This window comes from Dendronalium sp. ChiSLP03b (genome assembly GCF_034531165.2).
In the GTDB taxonomy this organism is placed as follows: Bacteria; Cyanobacteriota; Cyanobacteriia; order Cyanobacteriales; family Nostocaceae; genus Dendronalium; species Dendronalium minutum.
In genome coordinates, this window is the sequence record NZ_JAVRBR020000106.1 from 1 (window position 1) to 11,796 (window position 11,796).

The following is an 11,796-nucleotide window of genomic DNA, read 5'->3' on the forward strand; positions in this document are numbered from 1 at the left end:
GATATTTTGAGTCTCGGCGTTTTTTTGTACCTTTTTTGCCGATTTTCAATTCATCTTAGCGAGCCCAATACCTACCTAGTTTCTCATGGTTCATATCTAGCAAGGTTTTTGGCTTTTTTTAACCGTCGAACTCACGTTAAAGTATTCTTCCATCCGCATTCATAGTTCCATTGTTTATGCTTAGAAAAATCAACCGAACTATCTTCCTGTACCTCAGTTTCAATTTTACGAGATTGATTTAAGCCTAAAAATGCTGGAGAATTTAAACTAATCATTGTGTTCTGTGGGTTACTAATTCTGTGCAGACTTACATAGACCCATATAACTGAATGCAAATCAAGCCGACTGAGCGTCTCTTAAATATGGCGATCGCGGCACTAATTTACCATAGTCTTTGCTGGTCTCAAAGACAAATCTCGCGCGATCGCTGTTTTAGATAGTTTAGCTTCCTTGAGGGAGATGGGCAAATTAATTTATTTTCCCCTGCTCTCCACCTCTTTTCCAGTTCTTAGGCAACTACAAAATTCACTAACTTCCCAGGTACTACAATCACCTTTTTAATCTCTTTGCCTTCAATGTAACGCTGGGCAACTTCTGACTCGCGGGCAAACTTTTCCTGCGCTGCTTTATCTGCTTGCGCTGGTACTTGAATTGCGCCGCGAGTTTTGCCCATAATTTGAATCACCAAAGTGATTTCATCAGCTACCAAAGCAGCAGAGTCAAAAACCGGCCAAGTTTGAATGTGAACGGAATCGCTATTACCCATTAAATGCCACAATTCATCAGCAATGTGCGGGGCAAAAGGTGCCAGCAACACCACCAAAGTCTCAATACCTTCTGCATAAATTGGTGAATCTCTGCAGCTGGCATCTGTTAAGGCATTACTCAACTTCATCAATTCAGAAACAGCTGTGTTGAATTGATATTCGTCTTCTACATCTTCTGAAACTGCTTTGATAGCAGTGTGTATTGCTCGCCGTAAGTCCTTTTCAGACTTAGTTAAATTGGAATTGGTATTTTCACGGGATACCCCAGAGGTAATGTAATCCGTAACCAATCGCCACACCCGATTTAAAAAGCGGAACTGTCCTTCCACATCAGCTTCATCCCATTCCAAGTCTTTTTCTGGCGGCGCTTTGAATAAAATGAACATACGAGCTGTGTCTACACCATATTTGGCAATTACATCTTCCGGGGCGACACCGTTGCCTTTTGACTTGGACATGGTAGCGTAAACAAGTTGCAGTGGTTCACCTGTTTTAGGATCTCGCGGATCGGCAGAATCTACAAGATTAAAGGGAACCCATTTATCTTTGTCACTTTTTTGAGGATTTACATAAGTTAAACCCTGTACCATGCCTTGAGTTAACAGACGTTGGAAAGGTTCGTCAAAGTTCAATAAGCCTCTATCCCGCAGTACTTTGGTAAAAAATCGCGAATACAACAAATGCAAAATCGCGTGTTCAATTCCACCTACATACTGATCTACTGGCATCAAGTCATTGGTTTTCCTGGAATCAAAAACCTGCTGTTCGTTCTGAGCATCCGTAAACCGCAAGAAATACCACGAGGAATCAATAAAAGTATCCATCGTGTCGGTTTCCCGTTTGGCTGGTGTACCACAAGTTGGACAAGGCACATTCACCCAGCTTTCCAACTGAGTCAATGGCGAACCGCCGCGTCCGGTAAATTCTACTTCTTCGGGCAACTGCACTGGCAAATCTTTGTCAGGAACTGGCACTATACCACAACTGGGACAGTGAATCACTGGAATGGGCGCGCCCCAATAACGTTGACGGGAAATCAACCAATCCCGCAAGCGATATTGTATGCGTTCTTTGCCAAATCCTTGTTCTTCGGCATATTTAACTATTGCTTGCTTGGCATCTGTAGAAGTCATGCCACTGAACTGGCCAGAATTAATTAAAATTCCTGGGTCAGTGTATGCACTGTCATAATCAATCATGATTAACGGTGGATCTTCTTGCTGAAAATCCACATTGGCAACTGCCTCCGGTTCTACGATGACAAATTCAATCGGCAAGTTATAGTTATTGGCAAACTTAAAATCCCGGACATCGTGTGCCGGTACACCCATTACTGCCCCAGTACCATACTCATACAGTACATAGTCAGCAATCCAGATGGGTACTTCTTCCCCTGTAAACGGATTGATTGCCTTACCACCAGTCGGAATGCCTCGCTTGGGTTTGTCTTCAGCAGTACGTTCTAACTCGCTTTGATTGGCAACTTCTTGAATAAAAGCTTCTACTGCCGCTTTTTGTTGTTTTGTGGTGACGCGCTTTGTTAAGGGATGTTCTGGTGCTAATACCAAGTAGCTGACACCATAAACGGTATCGGGGCGTGTGGTATATACGCCGATTTTTTCACTTAACCCAATAAGGGGAAATTCTAAGTAAGCACCTGTAGATTTACCAATCCAGTTGGCCTGCATTAATTTGACGCGTTCCGGCCAACCTGTTAACTTATCTAAGTCCTTGAGCAATTCTTCAGCGTAGTCAGTAATCTTCAAAAACCACTGACGCAACAATTTACGCTCAACTATAGCCCCACTGCGCCAAGAACGTCCATCGATAACTTGCTCGTTTGCCAGTACAGTTTGGTCAACAGGATCCCAGTTGACTGCGGCTTCTTTTTGGTAAGCTAAACCCGCTTGCAAAAACTGTAAGAAAATCCATTGCGTCCACTTGTAATAATCTGGCGAACAGGTGGCAACTTCGCTGTCCCAATCAATGGATAAACCAAGACGCTGTAATTGCTGCCGCATTTGGGCAATATTCTGATAAGTCCACTTAGCAGGTGGTACTCCTCGGTCAATGGCAGCGTTTTCTGCTGGTAAGCCAAAGGCATCCCAACCCATAGGATGCAGTACTCGATAGCCTTGCATTCGCTTGAGGCGAGCAATCACATCGGTAATCGTATAATTACGGACGTGACCCATGTGTAGGCTGCCCGATGGATAGGGGAACATGGATAAAGCGTAGAATTTTGGCTTATTGCTATTTGTAGGTGTTTTATCGAAGCCTTGTTCTGTCCATGTTTTTTGCCATTTTTCCTCAATTGCTGCTGGGTTATATCGGGAATCCACCGAGAAGTCTCCTACTGGGTCTGTAATCGTGTCTGCCTCCATATTGTAGATTATGGAAGGCAAAGGAATAAGTTGGTTCAAAAGAGGATGACTGAATCAAAAGCAAAATTTCCTGATTTAGTGCGAGTCTTTGTTTACGGCACGCTTAAACCAGGTGAAGCTAATTATGATAAATACTGCGCTAGCAAGGCAGTTAATGCCCAAAGATCTGTTGCCATGGGCGAATTATTTTCTCTGCCAATGGGCTTCCCAGCCATGACTGTTGGAGAATACTTCGTCCACGGTTATCTACTCGTTTTTGCCGACCCAAGGATCTTAGATGTTCTGGACGAACTGGAAGATTACCAACCGACTAGACAAATATCAGAAAACCTCTATATTCGCCAGGACTTGGAAATATACAGCCTACAGGGCTTATCCCTTGGTTGCGCTTGGGTTTACTTAATGACTCCGGAGCGAGTTTCCTATTTAAAAGGTGTTCCACAACCTGACGGCTGGTGGAGTGGTTGTGGTTTAACTGCAAAGCTACGAAATGTAATTTAACAACCTGCTTGGCGATTAATTAATGTCTTGTTCGACTTCCCTTGGTCGAGGCTGTTCCAGAACTGCTGGCTTTTCTGGAGAAACTACTGCCGCCTTGGGAATTTCAATTACTGGGTTATTTAGAGCTACCATCAGTGGTGAGACTGGTGGAGTTACAGGTGTTGTGGTAGCTTGTGTTGATTCTACTTTTGGTTTTTGCGCCAGTTGCAGCTTGGATTCGCCGCTTGGTAGCAAGCCAGATACTGTGCCGATAACACAAGCAGCGAGCGCTGCACCGCCAAATACCCACACAAACCGGGAACGGCGACGCAAACGCGCCAATACTTGCTGTGCTGTTACTTCTGGTGGCTGTTGGGCTGCTGGCACTGGGAGAGTTTTCAAGCCTTGCCGTAGCTTTAACAACCGGGCATACAAACATTGAACGTCTGTATCGTTTGCCAGCCATTCTTCTACTTGCCTGCTTTCGGCAGCTGTAACTTCACCATCGAGATAAGCACTCAATAACTCGAAGCGATCGCGCTTCACCATATCTATAGCACCCGTTGAATCATTGGTATGCTGGCCCATCCCATCTGACACTCTATAAAATTGCAAGGGGGAACGATCGGGAAATCGAGAATCAGTAGTCATCTTAGCATTATTACCAATTCATATACGGGTAAACGCAACGAGTAATTCTGAGAAATTCATCAATTTTATTCCTAATGGCGTAGTCTTATACATTTCATCATCTTGCTTAATTAATGTTTAAATTCTGCCATTAGGCAGAGGCAAGATCCTGTCAATCTAGGTGTCGAGATAATTTTGCAACTGAGCTTGCAATCTGGATCTCGCTCTGGCTATTCTCGACTTCACTGTTCCCAAAGAAACTCCAGTAATCTCGGCAATTTCTTCATATGCCATACCTTCGATTTCCCTAAGGACAATAGTAGTGCGAAATACTTCTGGTAAATCCGCGATCGCCTCTCTCAATTGCTCGTAAAACTCTCTAGTTGTCAGTTCTTCCTCTGGGCCTGGAGTATCTCCAGCAATTTCCCAATCCATCTCGCCATCGTCTACCGAACGGGGAGCATCCAGTGATAGAGGACTGACAACCCGCTTACGTTTCCGCAACTCATCGTAAAACAAGTTGGTGGCAATACGGCTTAACCAGCCCCTAAACTTAGCTGGTTCTTGTAATCGGTTGATATTCCGATACACTCGAATCCAAACTTCTTGAGCCAAATCGGCTCTGTCAGGCCAATCTGGAGCTAGGTGGTACAAAACTCTATCAACTTGGGACTGATAGCGGCGCAATAGCTCTGCAAACGCAGCACGATCGGGACGCAACCCTACTTGACAGCGCAAAATTAGATCGTGATTAGAGAGTTTGTCAACTTGCACCGATGCTTCTGGATACCTTGCATCAAATGTTGACCAGGATACAGTAATCGATTGACTCATAGATCGTACTGGCTGTAAATCATCCCTATCTATTAGACATGCTAATTGACACGATGTTCCTGCGTCAGGGACGGATTTATGACTGGAACACTAAGGTATATAAGTTTAGGCATGTTCTTCATTGCAAAAAGAGCCAAGTTTTTCTACTAGCAATTGTATAGTTACCTTTTCAGCCATTATTTATCACCTAACAATGTACAGCAATCTTACGTATAATTGTGCAACTAAGGTCATCTGACCACCTACGATTGACAAAAGTTGAGATGTATGTTTTATTACTCCAACAGATGAAAGATATAGCTATCAGTTATGGAGTGGGTTTTTGCTCCTGTAGCAGTTTACCCTTTGTTGTGCACAAGTGTCCGTTAGGGTTCCCTCGTTGTGGCAACTGTCGTCCTCGTGCCTTCTGACAACTGAACATATAGGAGAAAAGGACAATTTCATGCCTCAACCTTTACTTTGTTCCCAACTTTTGCAGGAAGCCTAATGAGAACTAGGGTTACTTGCAGGAGTCGTCAAAAAAGCTCAGTCTTACGGCAGACAAAAAACCAATTTTTAAGCTTATATTTTGAATACTAAATTAGTGTTTTAAAAGCCGCTTAACTGCCTGAAATTAGGGTAAGATACCTCTTGTTGTCAATGCTGTGGAAACATTTAGGGGTCTGATACCACACTGGAATAAGTAGTATAGAAATTAAAGTAATAGCCTTATGGTAAAGACTTTTAATCCAAAACCAAAAATTGGTATGACGCCTAGATACAATTTCAGAGTTTTTTATTTAGACAACTGTAGTCACTAGAATATTATTTTTCCGGTCTTGTTACTAAAATTGTTGTTGATGTTTCTGTATGCTGCTGGTAAATAGCACCAGTCTTTGTTCGATCGGGTACGCGGACTTGAAAAAAGAAATTGAGAGAAAATGTAATCGTGACTGCTAACAATAGTTTTTCAAACATGGTCTTTATCCCACCCACACCATTAATGATTGATTGCTGCACTTGGAGAGTGCTAGCAATAAATGAAGTTCTTGTTAAAGAATTTTGCTTGACGAGATGTCCGTATAGCCCTAGTTTGCCCAAGAGTATTGGAAGAGTTATAAGAGAACAGATAAGAATTGATAAATTCTTGATAATGAAATTATGAGCGCATCCAATAAGTTATTTGGATATGTCAGGGATAAACAATAGGCTATGGCAATGGTAAGAAATGAATCTGTAGCGCGTATAGTAATGTTTCTCTGTTTTGGTACAGCCATCTTATCGCTGGCTGTCCATTGGCGCATCACTTCAACGCAACGGCAGTTTGAAAAGCCAGTTTCTACTAAAGGAAACCGCCCAGCCAGCTTCCAAGGAAAATTTCCTGGGGGTATAGAGGAAACTGCTTTTGGTGCATCTACACCCCCTAATGAAGCCACTTTAGGGAAAGCTGCCCAGAGAAATCTTATATTAAAATCTTCTGCCGTCAAGTCTAATAATACGTCGGTTACAGTGAGCCAAAATGTAGCTGAAACAACTGATGTACCCAGAATGCGGCTAGCAGCTCCAGGGCAACAGCAGAATCGAAATACTGAACAGCCCAAGTTGCGTTTACCTTGGGCTTCAAATCCACAAAAATCATTTAACGGGCTGGCATCTGCAAAGACGCAAGTGGTGGTAGATTTAAGCGATCGCCGCACCTATGTTTATGCAGGAGATGAGGTAATAGCCAGCTATCCAATTGCTGTAGGTAAGAAGGGTTGGGAAACACCTACAGGTTCTTTCCAAGTAAAGCACATGCAACACGATCCCATTTGGCGACATCCAATTACTGGCAAAGTATTTCCAGCTGGTACTGATAGTCCTTTGGGAGAAAGATGGATTGGTTTTTGGTCAGATGGACGCAATCAAATTGGCTTTCACGGCACACCGGATACTGAAGTAATGGGAGCTGCTGTGTCCCACGGCTGCTTACGAATGCGTAATCCTGATGTCCGCTTATTATATGAACAGGTCAAACTAGGCACAACAGTGAGGGTGCGCGATTGATTGTTAGTCAGTAGTCAACGGTCAATAGTTTATTACCTCTTGACTGTTGACTTTGGACGTTTGATTCTGGACTATTTAATATTGTGATTTTTGCTCAAAGTTGGGTGCGTAGACTTGAAGTAAGTTACTGACTTGGCGCAGAACTTCATTACCAGTATTTTTGGCTAAGACTGGTGTTCTGTTGTCATTTGGTTGGTCGAGGTTACGACCAATCGCCTCACTGACTTGCTGTGAAATTAATTCTTCAAGTTCTGCTTTGGCACGTTGGCGCTGATAGTTGGCACCTTCTTCTGTAGTAGCGTACAAGGGTGGAAGCCTATTAAGAGCATAAGCAGCAATATCTCCTACATCCAGGGAGCTTTCGCTGGTAGCCTCAATTTCTGCTACTCGCGCAATCGCCTCGGTTAGTACCAATTCTTCCATGACGTTAATAAATTGTTTGCGAGGAACCGCCACTACCTCACCTGTCAATAGCGCTCCCATCAGTCGATCCAGCGCCATGTACTCTTCAATTGAGAGTTCCGATGCGTTATCACAGATTCGCCCAACTTCTGCTTCCATTGCTGGTGTAAGATAACCATCCTGGAGAGCTTGTTCCACAATTTTTTCAATACTCATAACGCTCATCTTCTTTTAAGCCACCCAAGTAAGGTAGGGACGGTATCAGTCCAATTTATTTTGCCTAATTATCGGCGAAAAATATACAAATTATGCAAGGACGTGATTTATGCAGTCTTGACTAATCAAAGACCTTGTTTCGCCAGGGTACTGGATCGACAGATTGTCCGTTGACATAGAGACCCCAGTGCAAATGTGGACCAGTGGCAGCGCCTGTCGAACCCACTGCGCCAATTACTTGACCAGCTTTTACGGTATCGCCTTCTTTGACATTAATACGACTTAGGTGCATGAAAATGCTTGTCACTCCCTGCCCGTGGTCAATGCCAACTACGTTACCGTGAACTCGGAATCCTTGGGATACTCTGCCCACCAAAGCAACTCGCCCAGCAGCTGGAGCAGTCACGGGCGAACCCGCGGCACCAGCGTAGTCAACGCCACGATGGTAGTAGTCCTTTGCAAATGTACCATTATAGTAGCGACGTACACCATAAATTGTACTAATCCGCCCTGCATTTGGTTTCAGGAAGGGACCATTCCAATATTTTTGCGGTGTCTCTAACGCCTTAAAAGCCGCTACACGCTTGAGTTCATACTCGGTCGCATTTACCCCAGCTTTTCCTGGTGGCAACGTGATGCGTTGTACAGGAAACTTACGAGTACCGATTTTCACTGCCAAATTTTGCACTTGGCCATCACCGGAAATTTTAATTGTTCTCGTTCCGGCTTTTTCCAATGGAGTTGTAGGAACCAAAGCCCGATACTTATTGGGTGCAATTGCAAATGCAGGGTAAATTTTTTCGCCAATAGCCACTAATGGATTGCTACCATTATTGGGATTATCCAGATTAATTACCACAGATAAAGTATCCCCCAACGCAGGATTAGTCGGAACCACCTGTACTTGTAAAGCATCTACAGGCAATGCCAAGGTGACAGGGAAAGAGACAAATATGCCAATGAACAAGTTTGTTGTATGGCGATTGGGTTTCCAATCTTTGATGCCAAGACAGAGCAACTTATTTTGGAAGTTTCCAGCGCGATCCTTGGTAGTCATAGATCTATAAAACAATCTCTGAACTTCTGCTGACCAACAGACTAGCTTATGAACGCTAGTGTTTCCAAACCGAAGCAGATATTTAGGAAAACAAATACAATATATTAAGTAATATTAAGCAGTATTTGGGGAACTAAACTATACTAGCTCAAGCGATCGCTTCTTGGGGAAAATAACTTCAATAAAGTGAAAAACTTTAATGTTAGAGGGTACATTCGTAACTCATAATTAAGATATAGCGAAAAGTGGGGTATCGGAAAGACACTGCGTTGCTAGGGTTCCCCGGTTGTAGACGCGCAGAGCGCGGTTACTCTTCTCCTGATAGAGACGCTACGCGTAGCTTGCTTGCTCGCAGGGGTACGAGAACGCCTAAAGGCGAACCCGCAGGGTAGCAAATGTCGTCTTTGCCCACAAGAAGCAACTTTTCAAAACACAGAACAAGGCTTGATACAGGCGGTTTCTAAACTATCACGTTGTTTTAAAAAGTATACTTCCTTTGTTTATTTAGTATCATTCAGTGCTTAAAATATATGCTCTGATGGATGATGGACAGGCGATAAACTGTCACACTTAGAAAAAGCTTCCTACTCTCGCAGCGGGAGCATGTTTTGTATCTATGTAAAAATATGTGATGAAGTGATAGATATAGATATAACTCTTATAAGTAGAAAGGTGCAAATAAACATAACTATGTAACGAAAAGTAAACTTAGCTCAAACCTTCTTCCCTTCTGCTTTCTGCCCTCTGCCTTCTGCCTTGTCTCAACGATAAATATTCACACCGACCTAACTTATAAAAAAAAGTAAAAGGCAGGAAGTCCTACCTTGAACCCAAACAAAAGCATTTTGTAACCAAATACAAAACTAAATATCACACACAGTTATGACGGAACTATTACAAAATTACGACGAAACTGTGAAGAATTCGAGGCTGTAAAGTCAAATTAAATAGTTTTTAATTATTGTGCCTTCTTGTACTAGTCTGCCATCTTGCATATGAACAATGCGATCGGCAACGTCTAGAATTCGATGGTCGTGAGTAACCATTAGGATTGTACAGCCTTGTTCTTTGGCAAGTTTTTGCATCAAGTTAACCACGTCTCGACCTGATTGACTGTCAAGGGAGGCTGTGGGTTCATCGGCCAAAACAATTTGAGGATGGCTGACCAAAGCACGGGCGATCGCTACTCGTTGTTTTTGTCCTCCCGACAGCTGAGCGGGATAATAGTGAAAGTGATTTCCTAATCCCACCTGCTCAAGCATTTGGACTGAACGAGTTTGTATCTGTTGTTGCCCAATGTGTTGGTGCAATTCTAAACCCATTTTGACGTTCTGGAGTGCCGTCAAACTACCATGCAGGTTGTGTGCTTGGAAAATATAACCGTTACAGCGTCGTGCTTGCACTAGTTGTTCGGCATTAGCAGTGCTAAGTTCTCTTTCTAACACTTGCAAACTGCCAGATTGGGGAGAACGTAATCCACCAACTAGGGTCAAAAGAGTAGTCTTACCAGAACCAGAGGGGCCAGTCAAAATAATTATTTCACCAGTATTTATTTCCAAGTTGATGTTGAATAAAACTTGTTTGCGGAGTGTACCGTGACCGAAGTAGTGGTCGAGGTTCTGGATGGAAATAACTGTAGTCATGGGACTAGGGATTAGGGACTGGGTACTAGGTATTGGGGATTAGGGACTGGGGAAACGGAGAATATTTTTTTGATAGATTCTCCGCGTCCCCGCGTCCTCTTTTCTACCTCCATTTTTTAGAACATATCTGCGGGGTCAGCGGCTTGCAGTTTGCGGGTAGCGATCGCTCCAGAAATGGTACACATGATGATGGTTAGTACTAGCACTTGCAATCCTCGGAGGGCGGTCATATACATCGGCAAGTTTGTGGCACTGCTAGTTAGATGGTAAAGTCCCAAAGATACTATGACTCCTGGCATAAAGCCCAATATTGCCAAAATCACAGCCTCTTCAAATACCACACCTAATAGGTAGTAATTGCGATACCCCATAGCTTTAAAGGTGGCGTATTCCTTAATGTGTGCATTAACATCAGTGGAGAGAACTTGATAGACGAGAATTACACCTACTACAAAGCCCATCGATACACCTATGCTGAAAATAAACCCAATTGGAGAGTTTCGTCTCCAGAAGTCGTTCTCAAATTGAATGAATTCTTCGCGGGTAAGCACTTTGACATCATCTCTTAAGTGTGATTTCAATGCTGCTACTACACGCTTTTTATCAAAGCCAGGTTGCACCTCAATCAAACCAACACCGACGCTAGAAGCAAGTTGGCGAGGAAATAGCCGCAAAAAGTTCTGATCGCTAGTAATTAGGGTACCATCTGCGCTAAAAGATGCCCCAAGTTTAAATAATCCACTAATAATAACTGTTCGCCGTTCTACTTCCGTCTTTACAGCTTTACTTAGTTCGAGTTGGGCGATCGTCTCTTGGTAGTCTCCTCTGGCAGCACGGTCAAATAAGACGGTATCTGGTAGTTTGATTTCTGGTAATTGTTGGTTAACTTCTGGCAAGTCAAAAGCGGGCTTGTCTGGATTGAATCCAATTACTAGAATTTCTGTATCGCGACGTGTTTGGGGATTCTTCCAGATCATGTTGCTCACATACATTGCCTCTGCCGATTTCACCCCTGGTATATCCATTGCCTGATACAATCGCCGACGAGAAAATGTAGATATTCTTTGCAGGTTACGGGTTTGAGAACCGATTAAGACAATGTCTGAGCGCAAACTGCGATGTAGTCTGGTGTTACTGTCATACAGTGCTGTTTGAAAGCCCAACTGCATGAACATGAGCAGATCGGCAAAGGCAATGCCTGACAATGCTACCAACAGACGACTTTTGTCATGACTCAGTTGCAACCATCCTAGAGGTGTTCGCCGCTGTAGTTGTTTGAGTAGTCCCATTTTTATAGTGCTGAGTTAGGAGTACAGACGCGATTGATCGCGTCTGTACAAGAGTTAGGAGTTTTAGCC

General features: G+C 43.3%; 10 protein-coding genes. 2 read left to right on the forward strand and 8 right to left on the reverse strand.

Annotation, left to right across the window (positions count from 1 at the left end; translation table 11 throughout):
* Window positions 1–508: 508 nt before the first annotated feature.
* The gene (gene leuS / locus RMY31_RS24885) at window positions 509–3,109 is read right to left on the reverse strand and encodes a leucine--tRNA ligase (RefSeq protein ID WP_322665986.1); all 2,601 of its coding nucleotides are present in this window, start codon (window positions 3,107–3,109) and stop codon (window positions 509–511) included.
* Window positions 3,110–3,196: 87 nt separating this feature from the next.
* Here leuS and RMY31_RS24890 point away from each other — a divergent pair, with 87 nt between their 5' ends.
* Window positions 3,197–3,652 carry a gamma-glutamylcyclotransferase gene (locus RMY31_RS24890; protein ID WP_322665952.1) on the forward strand — a complete coding sequence of 152 codons (456 nt, stop codon included), beginning with the start codon at window positions 3,197–3,199 and terminating at the stop codon, window positions 3,650–3,652.
* Window positions 3,653–3,667: 15 nt separating this feature from the next.
* On the opposite strand, the gene RMY31_RS24895 is transcribed toward RMY31_RS24890, so the two are convergent.
* The 3 genes from RMY31_RS24895 to RMY31_RS24905 all read right to left on the reverse strand — a co-directional run bounded on the left by RMY31_RS24895 (window position 3,668) and on the right by RMY31_RS24905 (window position 6,175).
* The gene (locus RMY31_RS24895; RefSeq protein WP_322665954.1) at window positions 3,668–4,282 is read right to left on the reverse strand and encodes a transcriptional regulator; all 615 of its coding nucleotides are present in this window, start codon (window positions 4,280–4,282) and stop codon (window positions 3,668–3,670) included.
* A 156-nt stretch (window positions 4,283–4,438) separates the two neighbouring features.
* On the reverse strand, window positions 4,439–5,095 hold the full coding sequence (locus RMY31_RS24900; protein ID WP_322665956.1) for a sigma-70 family RNA polymerase sigma factor: 657 nt from the start codon (window positions 5,093–5,095) through the stop codon (window positions 4,439–4,441).
* An 804-nt stretch (window positions 5,096–5,899) separates the two neighbouring features.
* Complete coding sequence (locus tag RMY31_RS24905) at window positions 5,900–6,175, reverse strand: hypothetical protein (RefSeq protein WP_409878351.1); 276 nt, start codon at window positions 6,173–6,175, stop codon at window positions 5,900–5,902.
* 111 nt (window positions 6,176–6,286) lie between these two features.
* Between RMY31_RS24905 and RMY31_RS24910 the strand changes: the two genes are divergently transcribed.
* On the forward strand, window positions 6,287–7,120 hold the full coding sequence (locus RMY31_RS24910; protein WP_322665958.1) for a L,D-transpeptidase: 834 nt from the start codon (window positions 6,287–6,289) through the stop codon (window positions 7,118–7,120).
* Window positions 7,121–7,195: 75 nt separating this feature from the next.
* Here the strand turns inward: RMY31_RS24910 and RMY31_RS24915 are convergent, their stop codons facing one another.
* The 4 genes from RMY31_RS24915 to devC form a co-directional block, all read right to left on the reverse strand.
* The gene (locus RMY31_RS24915) at window positions 7,196–7,738 is read right to left on the reverse strand and encodes a late competence development ComFB family protein (protein WP_322665960.1); all 543 of its coding nucleotides are present in this window, start codon (window positions 7,736–7,738) and stop codon (window positions 7,196–7,198) included.
* Between the two features lie 121 nt (window positions 7,739–7,859).
* Entirely contained in the window at window positions 7,860–8,795 is a 936-nt protein-coding gene (locus tag RMY31_RS24920) for a M23 family metallopeptidase (RefSeq protein ID WP_322665962.1), read from the reverse strand.
* A 938-nt stretch (window positions 8,796–9,733) separates the two neighbouring features.
* Window positions 9,734–10,438, reverse strand: a complete 705-nt coding sequence (locus RMY31_RS24925; protein ID WP_322665963.1) for a DevA family ABC transporter ATP-binding protein — start codon at window positions 10,436–10,438, stop codon at window positions 9,734–9,736.
* A 116-nt stretch (window positions 10,439–10,554) separates the two neighbouring features.
* A complete protein-coding gene (gene devC, locus RMY31_RS24930; protein ID WP_322665965.1) occupies window positions 10,555–11,727 on the reverse strand; it encodes an ABC transporter permease DevC in 1,173 nt (390 codons plus the stop codon).
* Window positions 11,728–11,796: the final 69 nt, after the last annotated feature.

Excerpts from the sequence above, each read along its gene's own strand:
- RMY31_RS24900 (WP_322665956.1), bottom strand. The coding sequence starts at position 5,095 with ATGAGTCAATCGATTACTGTATCCTGGTCAACATTTGATGCAAGGTAT.
- RMY31_RS24920 (WP_322665962.1), bottom strand. The coding sequence starts at position 8,795 with ATGACTACCAAGGATCGCGCTGGAAACTTCCAAAATAAGTTGCTCTGT.
- RMY31_RS24915 (WP_322665960.1), bottom strand. The coding sequence starts at position 7,738 with ATGAGTATTGAAAAAATTGTGGAACAAGCTCTCCAGGATGGTTATCTT.
- RMY31_RS24925 (WP_322665963.1), bottom strand. The coding sequence starts at position 10,438 with ATGACTACAGTTATTTCCATCCAGAACCTCGACCACTACTTCGGTCAC.
- RMY31_RS24890 (WP_322665952.1), top strand. The coding sequence starts at position 3,197 with ATGACTGAATCAAAAGCAAAATTTCCTGATTTAGTGCGAGTCTTTGTT.
- RMY31_RS24910 (WP_322665958.1), top strand. The coding sequence starts at position 6,287 with ATGGCAATGGTAAGAAATGAATCTGTAGCGCGTATAGTAATGTTTCTC.
- devC (WP_322665965.1), bottom strand. The coding sequence starts at position 11,727 with ATGGGACTACTCAAACAACTACAGCGGCGAACACCTCTAGGATGGTTG.
- RMY31_RS24895 (WP_322665954.1), bottom strand. The coding sequence starts at position 4,282 with ATGACTACTGATTCTCGATTTCCCGATCGTTCCCCCTTGCAATTTTAT.